This window comes from Streptococcus oralis (assembly GCF_003943825.1).
GTDB classification, from domain to species: domain Bacteria; phylum Bacillota; class Bacilli; order Lactobacillales; family Streptococcaceae; genus Streptococcus; species Streptococcus oralis_CD.
Genome location: NZ_RJNJ01000002.1, coordinates 220,454 through 240,550, shown reverse-complemented (window position 1 = coordinate 240,550; position 20,097 = coordinate 220,454). Strand labels below are relative to the sequence as shown.

The 20,097-nt window shown below is 40.6% G+C and carries 22 protein-coding genes; 12 read left to right on the top strand and 10 right to left on the bottom strand.

The window, feature by feature from the left end; genetic code table 11:
• Positions 1-2: 2 nt before the first annotated feature.
• Positions 3-692: a phosphopantothenate--cysteine ligase gene (coaB, locus tag D8863_RS02885; RefSeq protein ID WP_125441027.1), complete on the bottom strand. Its 690-nt coding sequence runs from the start codon at positions 690-692 to the stop codon at positions 3-5.
• A gap of 228 nt (positions 693-920) precedes the next feature.
• Between coaB and D8863_RS02880 the strand changes: the two genes are divergently transcribed.
• The 3 genes from D8863_RS02880 to radC all read left to right on the top strand — a co-directional run bounded on the left by D8863_RS02880 (position 921) and on the right by radC (position 5,788).
• Positions 921-2,591, top strand: coding sequence for a formate--tetrahydrofolate ligase (locus tag D8863_RS02880; RefSeq protein WP_125441026.1), 1,671 nt, complete (start codon positions 921-923; stop codon positions 2,589-2,591).
• 182 nt (positions 2,592-2,773) lie between these two features.
• Complete coding sequence (gene pcrA / locus D8863_RS02875; RefSeq protein ID WP_125441025.1) at positions 2,774-5,065, top strand: DNA helicase PcrA; 2,292 nt, start codon at positions 2,774-2,776, stop codon at positions 5,063-5,065.
• A gap of 42 nt (positions 5,066-5,107) precedes the next feature.
• Complete coding sequence (gene radC / locus D8863_RS02870; protein ID WP_125441024.1) at positions 5,108-5,788, top strand: RadC family protein; 681 nt, start codon at positions 5,108-5,110, stop codon at positions 5,786-5,788.
• A gap of 14 nt (positions 5,789-5,802) precedes the next feature.
• Here the strand turns inward: radC and D8863_RS02865 are convergent, their stop codons facing one another.
• From D8863_RS02865 to D8863_RS02830, 8 genes are all read right to left on the bottom strand, one after another.
• Positions 5,803-6,291 carry a hypothetical protein gene (locus D8863_RS02865; RefSeq protein WP_125441023.1) on the bottom strand — a complete coding sequence of 163 codons (489 nt, stop codon included), beginning with the start codon at positions 6,289-6,291 and terminating at the stop codon, positions 5,803-5,805.
• A gap of 24 nt (positions 6,292-6,315) precedes the next feature.
• A complete protein-coding gene (locus D8863_RS02860) occupies positions 6,316-7,005 on the bottom strand; it encodes a gamma-glutamyl-gamma-aminobutyrate hydrolase family protein (protein ID WP_125441022.1) in 690 nt (229 codons plus the stop codon).
• Positions 7,006-7,020: 15 nt separating this feature from the next.
• On the bottom strand, positions 7,021-7,662 hold the full coding sequence (locus D8863_RS02855) for a redox-sensing transcriptional repressor Rex (protein WP_000653412.1): 642 nt from the start codon (positions 7,660-7,662) through the stop codon (positions 7,021-7,023).
• Between the two features lie 82 nt (positions 7,663-7,744).
• Positions 7,745-7,960 (bottom strand): DUF4649 family protein, encoded by a 216-nt coding sequence (locus D8863_RS02850; RefSeq protein WP_125391794.1) that lies wholly within the window; start codon positions 7,958-7,960, stop codon positions 7,745-7,747.
• A gap of 6 nt (positions 7,961-7,966) precedes the next feature.
• Complete coding sequence (locus D8863_RS02845; protein ID WP_125441021.1) at positions 7,967-8,314, bottom strand: DUF1831 domain-containing protein; 348 nt, start codon at positions 8,312-8,314, stop codon at positions 7,967-7,969.
• Between the two features lie 4 nt (positions 8,315-8,318).
• Entirely contained in the window at positions 8,319-9,434 is a 1,116-nt protein-coding gene (locus D8863_RS02840) for a cysteine desulfurase family protein (protein WP_125441020.1), read from the bottom strand.
• Between the two features lie 9 nt (positions 9,435-9,443).
• Positions 9,444-10,403 carry a ribose-phosphate diphosphokinase gene (locus tag D8863_RS02835; protein WP_001283843.1) on the bottom strand — a complete coding sequence of 320 codons (960 nt, stop codon included), beginning with the start codon at positions 10,401-10,403 and terminating at the stop codon, positions 9,444-9,446.
• Positions 10,404-10,514: 111 nt separating this feature from the next.
• On the bottom strand, positions 10,515-11,084 hold the full coding sequence (locus D8863_RS02830) for a CYTH domain-containing protein (RefSeq protein WP_125441019.1): 570 nt from the start codon (positions 11,082-11,084) through the stop codon (positions 10,515-10,517).
• A 128-nt stretch (positions 11,085-11,212) separates the two neighbouring features.
• Here D8863_RS02830 and yjbM point away from each other — a divergent pair, with 128 nt between their 5' ends.
• The 9 genes from yjbM to D8863_RS02785 all read left to right on the top strand — a co-directional run bounded on the left by yjbM (position 11,213) and on the right by D8863_RS02785 (position 19,636).
• Complete coding sequence (gene yjbM, locus D8863_RS02825; protein WP_125441018.1) at positions 11,213-11,884, top strand: GTP diphosphokinase; 672 nt, start codon at positions 11,213-11,215, stop codon at positions 11,882-11,884.
• Positions 11,868-12,686: an NAD kinase gene (locus tag D8863_RS02820; RefSeq protein ID WP_044020707.1), complete on the top strand. Its 819-nt coding sequence runs from the start codon at positions 11,868-11,870 to the stop codon at positions 12,684-12,686. Before yjbM ends, D8863_RS02820 begins: the two co-directional genes overlap by 17 nt.
• Entirely contained in the window at positions 12,683-13,579 is an 897-nt protein-coding gene (locus tag D8863_RS02815) for an RluA family pseudouridine synthase (protein WP_125441017.1), read from the top strand. Before D8863_RS02820 ends, D8863_RS02815 begins: the two co-directional genes overlap by 4 nt.
• Before the next feature lie 43 nt (positions 13,580-13,622).
• Positions 13,623-14,597, top strand: coding sequence for a phosphate acetyltransferase (gene pta, locus D8863_RS02810; RefSeq protein ID WP_125441016.1), 975 nt, complete (start codon positions 13,623-13,625; stop codon positions 14,595-14,597).
• Positions 14,598-14,679: 82 nt separating this feature from the next.
• A complete protein-coding gene (mutY, locus tag D8863_RS02805) occupies positions 14,680-15,858 on the top strand; it encodes an A/G-specific adenine glycosylase (protein ID WP_125441015.1) in 1,179 nt (392 codons plus the stop codon).
• 56 nt (positions 15,859-15,914) lie between these two features.
• Positions 15,915-16,622, top strand: coding sequence for a response regulator YycF (yycF, locus tag D8863_RS02800; RefSeq protein WP_000722058.1), 708 nt, complete (start codon positions 15,915-15,917; stop codon positions 16,620-16,622).
• Complete coding sequence (gene vicK / locus D8863_RS02795) at positions 16,615-17,964, top strand: cell wall metabolism sensor histidine kinase VicK (RefSeq protein WP_000568721.1); 1,350 nt, start codon at positions 16,615-16,617, stop codon at positions 17,962-17,964. Before yycF ends, vicK begins: the two co-directional genes overlap by 8 nt.
• Position 17,965: 1 nt before the next feature.
• Positions 17,966-18,775: an exodeoxyribonuclease WalJ gene (gene walJ, locus D8863_RS02790; protein ID WP_125441014.1), complete on the top strand. Its 810-nt coding sequence runs from the start codon at positions 17,966-17,968 to the stop codon at positions 18,773-18,775.
• A gap of 87 nt (positions 18,776-18,862) precedes the next feature.
• Positions 18,863-19,636, top strand: a complete 774-nt coding sequence (locus D8863_RS02785; protein WP_125441013.1) for a potassium channel family protein — start codon at positions 18,863-18,865, stop codon at positions 19,634-19,636.
• Positions 19,637-19,673: 37 nt separating this feature from the next.
• On the opposite strand, the gene D8863_RS02780 is transcribed toward D8863_RS02785, so the two are convergent.
• Entirely contained in the window at positions 19,674-20,021 is a 348-nt protein-coding gene (locus D8863_RS02780) for a thioredoxin (RefSeq protein WP_000434656.1), read from the bottom strand.
• Positions 20,022-20,097: the final 76 nt, after the last annotated feature.

Sequence of the window (20,097 nt, the reverse complement as noted above, 5' to 3'; positions counted from 1 at the left end):
TTCTAAAAATCGTATGCTTGAATTTTTTCAAGAAGGAGATTTGCGATTTCCTCTTTGGTTTGAACGGTTTGGAGTTGTTCTCTCTCAACAAAGATTGCATGATGCTGATTTGCTGAAATTTGAGTCAGGTCATTTGCAATGATTAAGTCTGCTTGGTTCTTGATAAGACTCTTTCGTGCGATCTCAATGAGATATTCTTCAGAGACATCAACCAGCAATTTAAACCCAATCAGATGAATGGCAGGATTCCATTCTTTGACCAGAGAGATGATTTTGGGTGTTTTTTTCAGGAATAAGACCTGAACTTCATCAGTTGAAGAAATCTTAGCTTGATGATTCTGCTTGTTTAAAAATTCTTCTAAATTAGAGCTAGCCTGAACTTCCTCAAGTCCCGTCATATAAACAGGAGTGTAGTCAGACACAGCCATTGAGTGGATTAAGACCTGATATTCCTTGACAAGTTCTTGCATCACAACTAGAAGGTCGTTGGTATTATCAATTTCTCGAATGCTTAGGTTGGGATGAGCTTCTGGCTTCAGAGCTCGTTTTGTCGTTATCAAACAAACTTCATGCCCTGCAGCAAGCAAGGTTTCTGTGATGATTTTTCCCAAGCGACCAGTTGAATGGTTAGTAATAGAGCGGACACTATCAATAGCTTCACTGGTACCGCCCGATGTGACTAAAATTTTCATAGGACTATTGTACACAAAAATAAACAGTAAGTAAAATGAAAGCGATAAAATTTTGCTAAAACAAAGCTACACTATAGTTTATAACTATAAAGCCATATAAAATTTTTCAAAGGGCCCTAAAAATCTTGAAATACAAGATATTTACGAACGTTTAGAGAGTTTATGGATGTTAAAAATCTTGTTTTGTGTTATAATGAATTATCACATTAGAGGCTAGAGGAGTTTTGAATGAAAACAGATATTGAAATCGCACAGAGTATTGAGTTGAAACCAATCGTTGATGTTGTTGAGAAATTGGGTATTTCTTACGATGATTTGGAATTATATGGAAAGTACAAAGCTAAGCTCAGCTTTGATAAAATTCGTGCAGTTGAGAGCAATCCAGTTGGAAAATTAATCTTGGTTACTGCCATTAACCCGACACCAGCAGGTGAAGGAAAATCAACCATTACCATTGGTCTTGCGGATGCCTTGAACAAGATTGGTAAGAAAACCATGATTGCTATTCGCGAACCGTCTCTTGGCCCAGTAATGGGGATTAAGGGTGGTGCAGCCGGTGGTGGTTATGCCCAAGTGTTGCCAATGGAGGACATCAACCTTCACTTTACCGGGGATATGCATGCCATTACAACTGCTAACAATGCTCTTTCTGCCTTGATTGACAACCACTTACACCAAGGAAATGAGCTGGGAATCGACCAACGTCGTATTCTTTGGAAACGTGTTGTGGACTTGAATGACCGCGCCCTTCGCCATGTTACCGTTGGACTTGGTGGCCCTCTAAATGGTATTCCACGCGAGGATGGTTTCGATATTACCGTTGCTTCCGAAATCATGGCCATTCTTTGCTTGGCAACGGACATCGAGGACTTGAAACGTCGTTTGGCCAATATCGTTATTGGCTATCGCTATGACCGTACACCAGTTACTGTTGGTGATTTACAGGTTGAGGGAGCTTTAGCATTGATTCTGAAAGATGCTATCAAACCGAACTTGGTTCAGACAATTTACGGTACACCTGCCTTTGTACATGGTGGTCCATTTGCTAATATCGCTCATGGATGTAACTCTGTTTTGGCAACAAGCACAGCCCTTCGCTTGGCTGATTATACCGTTACTGAAGCTGGTTTTGGTGCAGACCTTGGCGCTGAGAAATTCCTTGACATTAAGACACCAAACTTGCCAACATCTCCAGATGCAGTTGTCATCGTCGCAACCCTCCGTGCCCTTAAGATGAATGGTGGTGTAGCTAAGGACGCTTTGACAGAGGAAAATGTGGAAGCAGTTCGTGCAGGTTTTGCTAACTTGAAACGCCACGTTGAGAACATCCGTAAGTTTGGTATTCCAGCAGTTGTTGCGATTAATGAATTTGTCTCTGATACAGAAGCTGAAATCGCAGCTTTGAAGGAACTCTGTGCCTCTATCGATGTGCCAGTTGAGTTGGCTAGTGTCTGGGCTGATGGCGCAGAAGGTGGTGTAGCACTTGCCGAAACGCTTGTCAAGACTATCTCTGAAAATCCAGCCAACTACACTCGTCTTTATGACAATGCCCTTTCTGTCCAAGAAAAGATTGAAAAGATTGTTACAGAGATCTATCGTGGTAGCAAAGTGAACTTTGAGAAGAAAGCTCAAACGCAAATTGCCCAAATCGTTCAGAATGGATGGGACAAATTGCCAATCTGTATGGCGAAAACTCAGTACAGTTTCTCTGACAATCCAAATGCACTTGGAGCACCAGAAAACTTTGAAATTACAATCCGTGAATTGGTACCAAAATTGGGTGCAGGCTTCATCGTTGCCCTAACTGGTGATGTCATGACCATGCCAGGTCTTCCAAAACGTCCAGCCGCTCTTAATATGGATGTTGAAAGCGACGGAACAGTTTTAGGCTTGTTCTAATGATATAGATTATTTTAAATGAGTTTGGAAAATCTTTCCAAGCTCATTTTCTTGTCTAGATATGAGGCGTTGTCGTCAGCTGATAATAGAGTTACTTTCTAGACGCAACCAATCTAGGTAAAGATATTTTCTCTAATTTCTGATATAATGGAAACATTGACTTCAAGAGTAAGGAAGAGAAAATGAACGCATTATTGAATGGAATGAATGACCGTCAGGCTGAGGCGGTGCAAACGACAGAAGGCCCCTTGTTAATCATGGCGGGGGCTGGTTCTGGGAAGACCCGAGTTTTGACCCACCGTATTGCTTATTTGATTGATGAAAAGATGGTCAATCCTTGGAATATCTTGGCTATTACGTTTACCAATAAGGCAGCGCGTGAGATGAAGGAGCGTGCTTATAGCCTTAATCCAGCAACCCAGGATTGTCTAATTGCGACCTTTCACTCCATGTGTGTTCGTATCCTGCGTCGCGATGCGGATCATATTGGCTACAATCGGAACTTCACCATTGTAGATCCAGGAGAACAGCGAACTCTTATGAAGCGCATTCTCAAGCAGTTGAACTTGGATCCTAAAAAATGGAATGAACGGACCATTTTGGGGACTATTTCCAATGCTAAGAACGACCTAATTGATGATGTGGCTTATGCTGCTCAAGCTGGTGATATGTATACGCAAATCGTAGCTCAGTGTTACACAGCCTATCAAAAAGAGCTTCGTCAGTCAGAGTCGGTTGACTTTGATGATTTGATTATGTTGACTTTGCGTCTCTTTGATCAGAATCCTGATGTTTTGACCTACTACCAGCAGAAGTTCCAGTACATTCATGTTGATGAGTACCAAGATACCAACCATGCCCAGTATCAATTGGTCAAACTCTTGGCTTCACGCTTTAAAAACATCTGCGTGGTCGGTGATGCAGACCAATCTATCTATGGTTGGCGTGGGGCTGATATGCAGAATATCTTGGATTTCGAGAAAGATTATCCTAACGCCAAGGTCGTTTTGCTAGAAGAAAATTATCGTTCAACAAAAACCATTCTCCAAGCAGCCAATGACGTCATCAAAAACAATCAAAATCGCCGCCCCAAGAATCTCTGGACCCAGAATGCTGATGGTGAGCAGATTATTTACTATCGTGCAAATGACGAACAGGATGAGGCTGTTTTTGTAGCCAAAACCATTGATGAACTTGGTCGTAGTCAAAACTTTCTCCACAAGGATTTTGCAGTTCTTTATCGGACTAACGCCCAGTCTCGTACTATTGAGGAAGCCCTGCTTAAGTCCAATATTCCTTATACTATGGTCGGCGGGACCAAGTTCTACAGCCGTAAGGAAATCCGTGACATTATCGCTTATCTTAACCTCATTGCCAATCTGAGTGACAATATCAGTTTTGAGCGTATTATCAACGAGCCTAAGCGCGGAATTGGTCCAGGAACGGTTGAGAAAATCCGGGATTTTGCTAACCTGCAAGAGATGTCTATGCTGGATGCTTCAGCCAATATCATGTTATCAGGAATCAAGGGTAAGGCAGCCCAGTCTATCTGGGATTTTGCCAATATGATTCTGGATTTGCGGGAGCAACTGAATCAATTGACCATCACCGAGCTGGTGGAGGCTGTTCTAGAAAAAACAGGTTATATCGATATTCTTAATGCTCAGGCAACCTTAGAAAGCAAGGCGCGAGTTGAAAATATCGAAGAGTTCCTATCTGTTACCAAGAATTTTGACGACAATCCTGATAGTCAAGAAGAGGAAACTGGTTTGGACAAACTCAGTCGATTCTTGAATGACTTGGCTTTGATTGCAGACACGGATTCAGGCAGTCAGGAGACATCAGAAGTGACATTGATGACCCTCCATGCAGCTAAAGGACTAGAGTTTCCGGTTGTCTTTATCATCGGGATGGAGGAAAATGTCTTTCCCCTCAACCGCGCCTCTGAAGATCCGGATGAGCTGGAAGAGGAACGCCGTTTGGCCTATGTAGGTATCACGCGCGCGGAGAAAATCCTCTATCTGACCAATGCCAACTCACGCTTGCTTTTCGGTCGTACTAGCTACAATCGTCCAACTCGTTTTATCAATGAAATTAGTTCGGACTTGCTCGAGTATCAAGGTTTGGCTCGACCAGCTAATACCAGTTTCAAGGCTTCTTATAGCAGTGGTGGGATTGCTTTCGGTCAAGGAATGAGTTTGGCTCAGGCGCTTCAAGAACGAAAACGCAAGGCTGCACCAAGCTCTATCCAGTCAAGTGGTCTCCCATTTGGACAGTTAGCAGCCGAAAATAAAAAAGATTCGACTGATACAAGTTGGTCTATTGGAGATATAGCACTTCACAAGAAATGGGGAGAGGGAACGGTCCTTGAAGTTTCAGGTAGCGGTGATACTCAGGAACTAAAAATCAATTTCCCAGAAGTGGGGCTGAAAAAACTCTTAGCCAGTGTTGCCCCAATTGAGAAAAAAATCTAATTTTCCATCCTTCTCACGAATAATAAAGTGAGGAGGATTTTTATGTACAGTATTTCATTCCAAGAAGATTCACTCTTGCCTAGAGAAAGACTAGTTAAAGAAGGAGTAGAGGCTCTGAGTAATCAAGAATTACTAGCTATTCTGCTCAGAACCGGAACACGTCAGGCTAATGTCTTTGAAATTGCTCAGAAAGTCTTGGATAGTCTTAAGAGTCTAACTGATTTAAAGAAAATGACTCTGCAGGAATTGCAGAGTCTGTCTGGTATTGGACGGATTAAGGCCATTGAACTACAAGCAGTGATTGAACTGGGGCATCGTATTCATAAACATGAAACCCTTGAGATGGAAAGTATTCTCAGCAGTCAAAAGCTAGCCAAGAAAATGCAACAGGAACTTGGCGACAAAAAACAAGAGCATCTAGTGGCGCTCTATCTCAATACTCAAAATCAAATCATTCATCAACAGACCATTTTTATCGGATCTGCGACACGCAGCATCGCTGAACCAAGGGAAATCCTTCACTATGCCCTCAAGCATATGGCAACCTCTGTGATTCTCGTTCACAATCATCCATCTGGTGCAGTATCTCCTAGTCGAAATGATGACCATGTCACTAAGCTAGTCAAGGAAGCCTGCGAACTGATGGGGATCGTTTTCTTGGACCACCTGATTGTCTCGCACTCGGATTACTTTAGTTACCGTGAAAAGACGGATCTGATTTAAGATTACACATGATCTTACTCAATCACTTCTAAAACATAGGAATCTACTTCTGTCAAACTGATAACAGGAAGAGGTTTTATCGTGGGTACAAGTAAATTTTCTTGAACGATAAAGTCGACAATTGCATTGAAATCTTCGATTTTATAATATCTTTTTTTATGAATGAGAATATCTCTGTAAAAGTAAAGACTTGAATGAAATTTACTTTTTAGTTTAGCATCTGCCTTTCTACAAAATAGTTTTGCCTTTTTAGACATTTCTTTCAGCTGTTTTTCTTTTTCTTTTTGAGATAGTTTATCGAAATTCTCTTTATTCTTAGAAAAAGATTGGTAACTTTCCGCTGTTAAAAGTCTATAGAGATTAGAAAGATGAAAGCAAACCGTTATTTCTTTTTCATTGTTTGATAAGAAAAGATTAGCTTCCTTTTCCTTATAAGATATGAAAACATTAGCTTCTATATCTCTCAAAATCTCATGAGTAGAAGGTATTTTAATTTCATTCATGATTTAATAACCTATTTATAAGTCCTAGAGTTCGTTAACAACATAGTCAAACAATGTTTTATCTTTGGGGCGGTTTTCAAAGAGAAATTCAGGATGCCATTGAACACCAAGATAAGGGAAACCGTCCGTAGTTGTCACAGCCTCAATGATTCCATCTTTAGGATCATGTGCTACAACCTTAAGATTTGAAGCTAGATCTTTAATGCTCTGGTGGTGGAAGGAGTTGATATGAGAGATTTCTCCATAGATCTCTCGGAGAATGGTATCAGGTTCCGTTACGAGGCGTTGGGTCGTGTATTCGGCTGAACAGTCCTGCCAATGATCCTCGATATCTTGGTGTAGCGTGCCTCCCATGGCGACATTGAAAAGTTGAGTACCTCGACAAACAGAGAAAATTGGCTTCTTTTGTTTAATCGCTTCTTTGATAAGTGCTAGTTCAAAAATATCTCTTTGAAGGTGGTAGTCATCACTATCAATAGCCTTTGGTTCACCATAGTATTTTGGATCAACATTTTGCCCACCCGTTAGGATGAGCTTATCAATGATACTGATGTAATGGGTAGCCATTTCTTGATCACCAATCGGTAGGATGATTGGAATTCCGCCAGCGTCTTTGACTCCTTCAACAAAGCCCTTTGCTGCATAGCTCATCATGATGTCATCATCTGGATGAGCTTTTTCATTTCCTGTAATCCCAATAACTGGTTTTTCCATAAATGCTTTCGCTTTCTAATCCTCTTTACGCATAAAATAGAGGAGAGTTTGGAGTTCGCTTGTTAAATCGACATACTGAACGACCACATCTTTTGGGAGGTGAAGGTGGACAGGGGAAAAGCTGAGAATACCTTTTATACCTGCATCAACCAAAAGATTGGCAACTTCTTGTGATTGAACACTTGGAACTGTTAGGATAGCAGTTTTGACATCTGCTTCTTTGATTTTTTCTTTAATCTGTGAGATACCATAGATTGGAATCCCATCAGGTGTCTGGCTTCCAACTTCTGGATGGTCATCTAGGTCAAAGCCCATGATAATTTTCATCTTGTTACGCTCGTGAAAGCGGTAGTGGAGAAGAGCATGTCCCATATTTCCGATTCCAACCAGCATAACATTTGTAATTGAGTTATCATTTAGGAGATCAGCAAAAAAATTCATCAATTTTTTGACATCGTAACCAAAACCACGACGACCTAGCTCACCAAAATAGGAAAAATCCCGACGAACGGTCGCAGAATCGATACCGATAGCCTCTGCAATTTGCTTGGAGTTGGCACGTTCGATTTTTTCTGCATGAAATCTCTTAAAAATTCGATAGTAAAGAGAGAGTCTTTTTGCTGTTGCTTTTGGAATAGCTGACTGTTTATCTTTCACAAAATCACAACCTTTCTATTCTTCTATTTTATAGAAACATTGTGAAAAAATCAACAAAAACAAGAAAAAACTAAGAAATTTCTTAGTTTTTATCTGAAAAATGAGCTTGTGATAGAAAACGGTAGAGATCGCCAACCAATCCTTGATAAATCACCTTATTATTCAGCGTTAAGGAGCTGATTAGGAGAGTATCAGGTAGGGTCACACAGCCTGATAGAGATAACATAAGCTCTTCGTAATCCTTATATTCAAGTGTACGTTCTACGTGATAGTTATCTTGATAGGTAAGTCGATACATAGTCAATTATCTTTCTTCTTTAGTGAAAATACCGCGTTCTACTAAACTGTCCATGAGGAAGTAGAATTTCTCCTGATGAATGTGGTGGTCTTCTGATTTAAAGATATTAACCAAACGAAGGCCAGACTTGTCAGTGATGTTGAGTTTAGCACCTGTAAGGTCTTTATTGATGATGATTTTTAGCTTGAAACCTTCACCACTGTTGGGTACTTTTTCAAGTAGACGAGTTAGTTCGTAGTTGCCTACTTTTGTTTCAAAGAAAGTATTGTCTTTCAGTGTAAACTTTTTGACAGTTGGACTAAGTGTGTAGTTGTAGCGGCAGTTTTGTAGTTTAATGGTTTTTTCGAATGCCATTAGATTAATCTCCAATAATATTTTTTAAGGTTTGTGCGAGTTGTTTCAGTTCTTCCTCAGTATTAAGAGGAGAGAGACTGATACGGACAGATTCTTTTAAACGATGTGAATCTGGTCCATAAAATGCTTCAAGCACATGACTGGTTTGCACAATACCAGCAGTACAAGCTGAACCGGTAGAAATTGAAATTCCCTCAAGGTCTAACCGTAGCAAAAGCAAATCATTTTTTTGACCAGGAAAGCCAATGTTGACAACATAAGGTAGTTGGTGGTTGCTTTCATTGAGATAGTAGTCTAAATCGGAAATCTCTTTTAGAAAAACAGATTTAAGTGCGCTTAGTTTTTGGTAATGCTCAACTTGGTCATTCAAATCCTCTTTGAGAGCAGCGACCATACCTACAATGGCAGCGAGGTTTTCTGTTCCAGCCCGTTTCTTTTGTTCTTGGTCTCCACCGTGAAGGTAGGAATCAAAGTCCGCGGAAGAAGCGTAAAGAAATCCGACTCCTTTTGGTCCATGGAATTTGTGGGCAGAAGCACTGAGGAAATCAATTCCTAATTCCTCGGGATGGATAGGAATTTTCCCGATAGCTTGAACTGCATCTACATGATAAGCAGCAGGATGCTCTTTTAAAATACGCCCAATCTCAGCGATAGGTAAGAGGCTACCTGTTTCATTATTGGCATACATGGTGGAAACAAGAATGGTATCGTCACGTAAGGCTTCTTGAATTTGCTGGGCAGTTATTTCTTGATTTACTGGTTGGATGATGGTCGCTTCAAAACCAAAATGTTGCACCAGATAATCAATAGTCTCAAGCACAGAATGGTGTTCAATAGCTGTCGTAATGATATGTTTTCCACGATTTTGATGACGGAGACAATAGCCGATAATGGCTGTATTGTTACTTTCTGTACCGCCAGACGTAAAAAAGATATGTTGAGGTTTGGTTCCTAGTAAGAGGGCTAAGTCCTGACGAGCTTCTCGCAAGAGTTTGCCAGCCTGCCGACCATGACTATGAATACTAGAAGGATTACCATGAGTTTCTTGCATGACCTTGGTCATTTCAGAAATAGCTACTGCTGACATAGGAGTCGTTGCAGCATTGTCCAAATAAATCAAAGAATCACCTTATTTCTTTTTGTTGTAAGCAAAGAGTGGGCTGACTGGTTTTCTTTCATGGATGCGGACGATAGCATCTCCGATTAATTCGCTAGCAGTAATGTAACATACATTTTCTGGAGTTCTTTCTTTGGTTGCTACTGAGTCTGTCACGAGGATTTCTTTGATGTTTGTAGCGTCAAGAAGATCTGCTGCACCTTCAACAAATAAACCGTGACTGGATACTGCATAAATCTCAGTTGCGCCTTCACGTTCAACGATTTTGGCTGCTTCAGAGAATGTACGACCAGTATTTAGGATATCGTCAATCAAGATAGCTTTCTTGCCTTCAACATCCCCAATGATATAGCCTTCGTTACGATCAGAATCATCTTGCGCGTAGTCAATGATAGCGATAGGAGCATCAAGGTATTCAGCCAAACTACGAGCACGTTTAACACCAGAGTTCTTTGGACTAACAACAACAACATCAGAACCAAGAAGTCCTTTATCACAGTAGTGCTTAGCAAATAGAGGAACAGTATAAAGATTGTCTACAGGAATATCAAAGAAACCTTGGACCTGAACAGCATGGAGGTCAAGCGTTAGAACACGGCTTACTCCAGCTTTGACAAGCATATTGGCAACTAGTTTTGCAGTGAGGGGTTCGCGAGAAGAAGCGATACGATCCTGACGCGCATAACCAAAGTAAGGGAGGACAACGTTGATACTATGAGCACTTGCACGTACACAAGCGTCAACCATGATCAACAACTCCATCAAGTGGTTGCTAACGGGATAGCTGGTTGACTGGATGATATAAACATCGTAACCACGGACACTTTCTTCAATGTTGACCTGGATTTCGCCATCAGAAAATTGACGAGAGGATAATTTCCCGAGAGGTACACCAACTGTATCCGCAATCTTTTGAGCGATTTCATGGTTAGAGTTTAGGGTGAAAAGTTTCATGTTGTTTCTATCTGACATTATAGACCGTCCTCTGTAAACTTTGCGAATCTTCTCTGAGAAAGCTTTGTTTTTCAAAGCCAGATTCTTTTATTTTTATCTTTTCTATTTTACCAAAAAAAGGAGATTATTTCAGCTTTTTTTCATGCTTTTAATAAAACGAATTAATTTTGAAGGAGCTTTCTGATAGGTTATCTGATTTTCATCTAAAAATCTCTTAAAATCAGTTTTCCCTTTTTCATGGTCGGTGACTTCAAGCTCGAGTTCATAGTCCGTCTGGTCAAAGTATCGACTTTCATCTAAGGCCATTAAGCCAATCTCGGTTTTCATTTCATAACGTAGGGTGGAAAGGCAGCCTAGAACAAACCAGTCATGGCTTTCGATGCCAATCTTAGAGAGCTTCTCTAGAACGAGACCCTGAGGTAGTTTTTGTTTTTCTAGGTACGATTCAGCTTCTGGAAGAGTTAGTTTCTGGTTGTATTCCATATTTCCTACAGTTTGAGGTACTTTTAAGGTCAATTCCGCCCAATCTGAAAAGGTGCGAATGCGCATGGCAACCTTCTTTTCACGCAATTGGAAATCTGGTGTGTCAATGTAGTAGTTTTTCTGAAGAACGGGTTGGATATGGGAAAACTGTTTTTTTAGATGCTCATAGTCCTCTTTTTTCAGAAGTGTTTTCAATTCTATTTCTAAATGTTTCATTTTTTCAACCTTTTCTATATCTTTGAAAGCGAGTTATGGTATAATGGACAATGTATTTATTGTATACGAATGTACTGAAAAAATCAAAGATTTTCGACAGAGCAATCAAACATTTTAAGGGAGAAAGTATGACCATAGAATGGGAAGAATTTTTAGATCCTTACATTCAGGCTGTTGGTGAATTGAAGATTAAACTTCGGGGAATTCGCAAACAGTATCGTAAGCAAAACAAGCATTCTCCGATTGAGTTTGTAACGGGTCGTGTAAAACCGATTGAAAGTATCAAAGAAAAGATGGCTCGTCGAGGAATTACTTATGCAACTTTAGAAAATGACTTGCAAGATATTGCTGGTTTACGTGTCATGGTCCAGTTTGTTGATGACGTCAAAGAGGTAGTTGAGATTCTACGTAAACGCCAAGATATGAGAATCGTTCAGGAACGAGATTATATCACTCATCGTAAGGCTTCGGGCTATCGTTCTTATCACGTGGTTGTCGAATATACTGTAGACACGATAAATGGGGCTAAGACCATCCTCGCCGAGATTCAAATACGGACTTTGGCTATGAACTTTTGGGCGACCATTGAGCACTCGCTCAATTATAAGTATCAGGGAGATTTTCCAGAAGAAATCAGGACAAGATTGGAAATTACAGCGAAAATAGCTCATCAGCTAGATGAAGAAATGGGTAAGATTCGTGACGATATTCAGGAAGCGCAGGCTCTCTTTGATCCATTGAGCAGAAAATTAAATGACGGTGTAGGAAATAGTGACGATACAGATGAAGAATACAGGTAAACGAGTTGACCTCATAGCAAATAGAAAGCCACAAAGTCAGAAGGTCTTGCATGAGCTGAGGGAAAAACTCAAGAAACAACATTTTATACTGAACGATACCAATCCCGACATCGTCATTTCGATTGGTGGCGATGGGATGCTTTTATCTGCCTTTCACAAGTATGAGAATCAGTTAGACAAGGTTCGATTTGTAGGTGTTCATACAGGGCATTTGGGATTTTACACAGATTATCGTGATTTTGAGCTGGATCAGTTGGTGACCAATCTTTTACTAGATACGGGTGCCAAAGTTTCTTATCCTGTCTTGAATGTTAAGGTAACGCTTGAAAATGGAGAGGTGAAAATCTTCCGTGCTTTAAATGAAGCGAGTATCCGTCGATCAGACCGCACCATGGTTGCGGATATCATCATTAACCATGTTCCGTTTGAGAGATTTCGTGGAGATGGAGTGACTGTTTCAACGCCAACGGGAAGTACTGCCTACAACAAGTCCTTGGGTGGAGCTGTCTTGCATCCGACCATTGAAGCCTTGCAGTTGACGGAGATAGCGAGTCTTAACAACCGAGTCTATCGCACTTTGGGTTCATCAATCATTATTCCCAAAAAAGATAAGATTGAACTATTACCGACACGCAATGATTACCATACGATATCAGTTGATAACAGCGTCTTTTCCTTCCGTAATATCGAACGGATTGAGTATCAAATCGACCATCACAAGATTCACTTCGTAGCGACACCAAGCCACACTAGTTTTTGGAATCGTGTCAAAGATGCCTTTATCGGCGAGGTGGATGAATGAGGTTCGAATTTCTCGCAGATGAGCACGTCAAAGTCAAAACCTTCCTCAAGAAACACGAGGTTTCCAAGGGACTTTTGGCTAAGATTAAGTTTCGAGGCGGGGCTATTCTGGTCAATGGCCAACCTCAAAATGCGACTTATCTCTTAGATATTGGAGACAGGGTAACTATTGACATTCCAGCAGAGGAAGGATTTGAGAGCCTTGAAGCTATTGATAGACCACTCGATATCTTGTATGAGGATGATCATTTTCTGGTTTTGAATAAGCCTTATGGAGTAGCTTCCATCCCCAGTGTTAATCATTCCAATACCATTGCCAATTTTATCAAGGGCTACTATGTCAAACAAGAATATGAAAACCAGCAAGTTCACATCGTGACTAGGCTTGATAGAGATACATCTGGTTTGATGCTTTTTGCCAAACACGGCTACGCTCATGCACGTTTAGACAAGCAACTGCAACGAAAGTCTATCGAGAAACGCTACTTTGCTTTGGTTAAAGGAGCTGGTGTCTTGGAGCCTGAAGGGGAGATTATTGCGCCGATTGCGCGTGATGAAGATTCTATTATCACAAGACGGGTTGCCAAAGGTGGGAAATACGCTCATACGTCATACAAAGTTGTAGCGTCTTATGAAAATATTCACCTAGTTGATATTCGCCTGCATACTGGACGAACTCATCAGATCCGAGTGCATTTTTCTCATATTGGTTTTCCTCTTTTAGGAGACGATCTCTATGGAGGCAGCCTAGACGACGGTATTCAGCGCCAAGCCTTGCATTGTCATTATTTATCTTTTTATCATCCTTTTCTAGAGCAAGATTTGCAACTAGAAAGTCCCTTACCGGATGATTTCTGCAATCTTATTACTCAGTTATCAACTAATACTCTTTAAAACTTATTTGGAGTATAATTTATTTTCTTAAAGGAGAAAACTCATGGAAGTTTTTGAAAGTCTCAAAGCCAACCTGGTTGGCAAAAATGCTCGTATCGTTCTCCCTGAAGGGGAAGAGCCACGTATTCTTCAAGCGACAAAACGCTTGGTAAAAGAAACAGAAGTGATTCCTGTTTTGCTCGGAAACCCTGAAAAAATTAAAATTTATCTCGAAATCGAAGGGATCATGGATGGTTATGAAGTGATTGATCCCCAACATTATCCTCAATTTGAAGAAATGGTTGCTGCCTTGGTAGAGCGTCGTAAGGGCAAAATGACTGAAGAAGAAGCGCGCAAAGTTTTGGCTGAAGATGTCAACTACTTTGGTGTGATGCTAGTCTACTTGGGCTTGGTTGACGGTATGGTATCTGGTGCGATTCACTCAACTGCCTCAACAGTTCGCCCAGCCCTACAAATCATCAAAACTCGTCCAAATGTAACTCGTACGTCAGGTGCCTTCCTTATGGTACGTGGTACGGAACGTTATCTATTTGGAGACTGTGCCATTAACATCAATCCAGATGCAGAAGCCTTGGCTGAAATTGCGATCAATTCAGCAATCACAGCTAAAATGTTTGGTATTGAACCTAAAATTGCTATGCTAAGTTATTCTACTAAAGGTTCAGGTTTTGGTGAAAGTGTTGATAAGGTAGTGGAAGCTACAAAAATTGCTCACGACTTGCGTCCCGACCTTGAGATTGATGGTGAGTTGCAATTTGACGCTGCCTTTGTTCCTGAAACTGCAGCTCTTAAAGCTCCAGGAAGTAATGTAGCTGGTCAAGCAAATGTCTTTGTCTTCCCAGGTATCGAAGCAGGAAATATTGGGTACAAGATGGCAGAACGTCTCGGTGGTTTTGCGGCTGTCGGACCTGTTTTGCAAGGATTGAACAAACCAGTTAACGACCTTTCTCGTGGATGTAATGCAGATGATGTCTACAAGTTGACCCTTATCACAGCAGCTCAAGCAGTTCATCAATAAGATTTAGTCCTCTTTCCCATGGGAAGAGGCTTTTTAGTACTGAGAAAAGGACAGTTAGAAGCTTCTATGTTATACTAGATATATGTTAGATTTGAAAGAATACGGTATCGTCATGTGGCCGGAGGAGAAGATTATTTCTTTTCGTGAAAAACTCCTCAACTGGTATTATGAAAACAAGCGAGATTTGCCTTGGCGTAGAAGTAAAAATCCTTATCACATCTGGGTATCTGAAATCATGCTCCAGCAGACCAGAGTGGATACAGTTATTCCATACTACGAACGATTCTTGGACTGGTTTCCAACTGTTGAAAGTCTGGCGAATGCCCCTGAAGAGCGTCTGCTGAAGGCTTGGGAGGGATTAGGCTATTATTCTCGAGTGCGCAATATGCAGACTGCAGCCCAGCAGATTATGGCTGACTTTGGTGGTCAGTTTCCAAACACCTATGAAGGAATATCATGCCTGAAAGGGATTGGCCCTTATACTGCGGGAGCTATTTCCAGTATCGCTTTTAACTTGCCCGAGCCGGCTGTAGATGGCAATGTTATGAGGGTGCTGGCGCGCTTGTTTGAGGTTAATCATGATATCGGAGTTCCCAGCAATCGAAAGATTTTCCAAGCTATGATGGAAATCTTGATTGACCCGAAACGACCAGGTGATTTTAACCAAGCTCTGATGGATTTAGGTTCTGACATAGAGGCTCCAGTTAACCCTCGACCAGAAGAAAGTCCTGTTAAGGACTTTAGCGCAGCCTATCAGAATGGGACTATGGATGTATATCCGATTAAAGAACCCAAGAAAAAGCCCCTCCCAATCTATCTCAAGGCTTTGGTTGTACGCAATGACCAAGGACAATTTTTACTAGAGAAAAATGAAAGCGAGAAACTACTAGCCGGTTTTTGGCACTTCCCATTGATTGAAGTTGATGATTTCTCAAGTGATGACGATCAGCTAGATCTCTTTTCTCAAGTCAAAGAGGAAAGCAGAGCATTTGGACCAAGCCCTCAAGAAAACTTTGAGCAGGATTATGATTTAAAAGTTAATTGGTCCCAGCAAGTATTTGACCAGGTCAAGCATGTATTTAGTCATCGGAAATGGCATATTCAAATCCTAGCTGGTCAAGTAGCGGAAACAAAACAGTTTTCAGACAGAGAAATTCGTTGGGTTTCTCCTCAAGAGTTTTCTGATTATCCACTTGCGAAGCCTCAACAAAAAATCTGGCAGGCTTACAAAACAAGTCTTGAAGATGAAGGCTTACAGTAGCCATTTGTGCCTTCTTTGCATTTTTTTGTTATAATAGATAGAGAAAAGGTGATAAAATGAAAAAAATATTAATTGTAGATGATGAGAAACCAATCTCAGATATTATTAAGTTTAATATGGCCAAGGAAGGTTATGAAGTTGTTACAGCCTTCAATGGTCGTGAGGCAATCGAGCTATTTGAAGCTGAGCAACCGGATATTATTATCCTCGACTTGATGCTACCTGAAATTGATGGTTTAGAAGTTGCTAAAGCTATTCGTAAGACTAGTAGCGTGCCGATTATCATGCTATCAGCTAAGGATAGTGAATTTGACAAGGTTATTGGTTTAGAGTTAGGTGCAGATGATTATGTTACAAAACCTTTCTCAAACCGTGAGTTGCAGGCTCGTGTTAAGGCCCTCCTTCGTCGTACAGACCTAGTTTCTGTGGATAGCCAAGAGTCTGATGAGAAGAAAACGCAGCCTTTACAAATTGGTGATTTGGAAATCGTTCCAGATGCTTACGTGGCGAAGAAATATGGTGAGGAATTAGATTTAACCCACCGTGAGTTTGAACTCTTGTATCACTTGGCATCTCATATTGGACAAGTGATTACACGTGAACACTTGCTTGAGACTGTATGGGGTTATGACTATTTTGGTGATGTTCGTACTGTGGACGTGACCATTAGACGCTTGCGTGAGAAAATAGAAGACACTCCAAGTCGTCCAGAGTACATTCTCACACGTCGTGGTGTTGGATACTATATGAGAAATAATGATTGAAGATATTAGACAAACTATTCTGACCAGCGATTTTATCTTTATCCTGATTTTACTTGGCTTTATCCTGGTCGTGACCTTGCTGTTACTGGAAAATCGTCGGGATAATATTCGTCTGAAGGAGATAAATCAAAAGGTTAAGGACTTGATTGCAGGTGATTATTCTCAAGTTTTGGACTTGCAAGGAAGTACAGAAATCACCAATATCACCAATAATCTGAACGATTTGTCAGAAGTTATTCGTTTGACCCAAGAAAATCTGGAACAAGAGAGTAAACGATTGAACAGTATTCTTTCTTACATGACAGATGGCGTTCTTGCGACCAATCGCCGTGGCCAGATTACTATGATCAACGATATGGCCAAGAAACAGCTCGGTGTGCAGAAAGAAGATGTTCTGAATAAAAGCATCCTCGAATTGCTTAAGATAGAAGATGAGTACGAGTTGCGTGATCTAATTACACAGATTCCTGAGTTGACGATTGACTCCCAGGATGTAAATGGTGAATACCTAAGCCTTCGTGTCCGTTTTGCTCTGGTTCGCCGTGAGTCAGGTTTCATCTCGGGTTTGGTTGCCGTTTTACATGATACGACCGAGCAGGAGAAGGAAGAGCGTGAGCGAAGACTCTTTGTTTCGAACGTGAGTCACGAGTTGCGAACTCCTTTGACCAGTGTTAAATCTTATCTTGAAGCCTTGGACGAGGGAGCTCTGTATGATCCTGTTGCTCCTGATTTTATCAAGGTTTCACTCGATGAAACCAACCGTATGATGCGGATGGTAACAGATCTCTTGCATCTCTCTCGTATTGATAATACGACAAGTCAGCTAGATGTGGAATTGATTAATTTTACAGCATTCATCACCTTTATTCTCAACCGCTTTGATAAGATGAGAAGCCAGGATGACGAGAAAAAATATGAGCTTGTCAGAGATTACCCTATTAATTCAGTTTGGATCGAGATTGATACCGATAAGATGACTCAGGTGATTGATAATATTCTTAACAATGCCATCAAGTACTCACCAGATGGTGGCAAAATCACTGTCAGCATGAAAACTACTGATGACCAGATGATTTTATCTATCAAAGACCAAGGTCTAGGTATTCCAAAGCAAGATTTGCCGAAGATTTTTGACCGCTTTTACCGTGTGGATCGTGCAAGAAGCCGGGCCCAAGGTGGAACTGGTCTAGGTCTGGCCATCGCTAAAGAAATCATCAAACAACACAATGGTTTTATATGGGCCAAAAGTGAATACGGTAAGGGATCGACCTTTACCATCGTGCTCCCTTATGATAAGGATGCCGTAAAAGAAGAAATATGGGAGGACGAAATAGAAGACTAGAATGAGTGAAAAAGGCTTTAAATACAGTATTTTAGCGTCAGGTTCCAGTGGAAATTCCTTTTATCTGGAAACCCCAAAAAAGAAAATCCTAGTGGATGCAGGCTTGTCTGGTAAGAAAATTACTAGTCTGCTAGCTGAAATTAATCGCAAACCTGAAGATCTGGATGCGATTTTGATTACGCATGAGCATTCAGACCATATCCACGGAGTCGGTGTCTTGGCTCGTAAATATGGTATGGATCTTTACGCTAATGAAAAGACCTGGCAGGCTATGGAAAATAGTAAGTACCTCGGCAAGGTGGATTCTTCGCAAAAGCATATCTTTGAAATGGGTAGAACCAAAACCTTTGGGGATATCGACATTGAGAGTTTTGGTGTTAGCCATGATGCAGCAGCACCACAGTTTTACCGATTTATGAAAGACGACAAGAGCTTCGTCATGTTGACCGATACAGGTTATGTTAGTGACCGTATGGCAGGAATAGTCGAAAATGCAGACGGTTATCTCATCGAGTTCAACCACGATGTAGAGATTTTGAGAGCAGGATCTTATGCTTGGCGTCTCAAACAGCGAATCCTATCTGATCTCGGTCACCTTTCTAATGAAGACGGTGCTGAGGCTATGATTCGTGCAATGGGAAATCGAACAAAGAAAATCTATCTTGGACATTTGTCTAAAGAGAACAATATCAAAGAACTAGCTCATATGACCATGGTCAACCAGCTAGCCCAAGCTGATCTGGGAGTCGGAGTAGACTTTAAGGTTTATGATACCTCACCAGATACTGCAACACCATTGACAGATATATAAAAAAGAAGGCGAGTGCCTTCTTTTGTTTTGTACTTTGTCAGGGTTTTAGTGTGGTATAATGATAAAAATAACTAAAGGAGTAGAAGTGTGAAGAGAAAATGGTTATTAAAGGATTATTATGACACAACGATTATCATACTTGCATTGATATCCGTTGTCCTTGTCTTGCTTGGATTTGCTGAGATGATTGATTTGGATAGTCCACCCTACAGTATTATTGACTTGCTACTTTGGTTTGTTTTTGTGGTAGATTATGGTTGGCGCTTCTTCTCAAGTAAAGAAAAATGGAGATTTGTGCTTGAAAATATCTTCGACTTGCTAGCTATCCTTCCTTTGAATGCTATTTTTACAGTATTTCGATTAGGGCGAATCTTCCGCCTAACAAGGCTGACAAAATTACTGAAACTAACTCGTCTTTTAAGAGTCGTTGGATTGACTGGTAAGTTGGAAAAGAAGGTTGGAAAACTCTTACGAACAAATGGCTTACTTTATATTTTCTATCTCAATTCCTTTATTGTACTGGTAGGTAGTTCAATTTTGTCTGTTGTTGAAGAAAAATCATTCTCAGATAGTCTTTGGTGGGCGCTTGTAACTGTAACAACTGTTGGTTATGGAGATATTGTTCCTGCGTCGATTTTTGGGAAGTGGTTAGCTGTTTTACTAATGCTTGTTGGTATTGGCACAATAGGGATGTTAACGAGTGCCTTGACAAACTTTTTTGTAAAGGATAATCCAGATGATCAGATAAAGCTTGATAAACTACAAGACGAATTAATAACTCAAAGATTATTACTAGAGAAACAATCTGAGAAGATAGAAGAACTACATAGAATGATGCAAGTCTTGCTTGAAAAAAAGTAATTTAGACAATACAAAAACCACTCGATGAGTGGTTTTTTTACAATCCAGCAAAGTCCTTGATTTCTTGTGCTGACATGGAAGAGTCGCAACGGACATTGATTTGGCCATCTGCAATGTGAACAAATCCTGGTACGGTTGGGATTCCATAACGTGAGCGGAATTCTTGCAATTCATTGAGTTGGCTTGGTTCTTCACTGTTGATGAAGTAGATGTGGGCTTTAGTTTCAGCTACGACACCTGCCAATGTGCCAGCAAATTTACGGCAGTAAGGGCAAGTTTTACGGCCAATAAAGAAGGTTGCTGTTTCTTTTTTATCAAGAGCTTCTTGTGCACGCGCAACTGTAGTGACTTCAAGGTCTTTTATGTTTTCTAAAAATTGTTCCATGAGATTACCTCGCTTTCATTGATAAGTCTAGTATGCCATAAAGTTTCTAAAAATGCTCAGATTTGATACGAAAAAA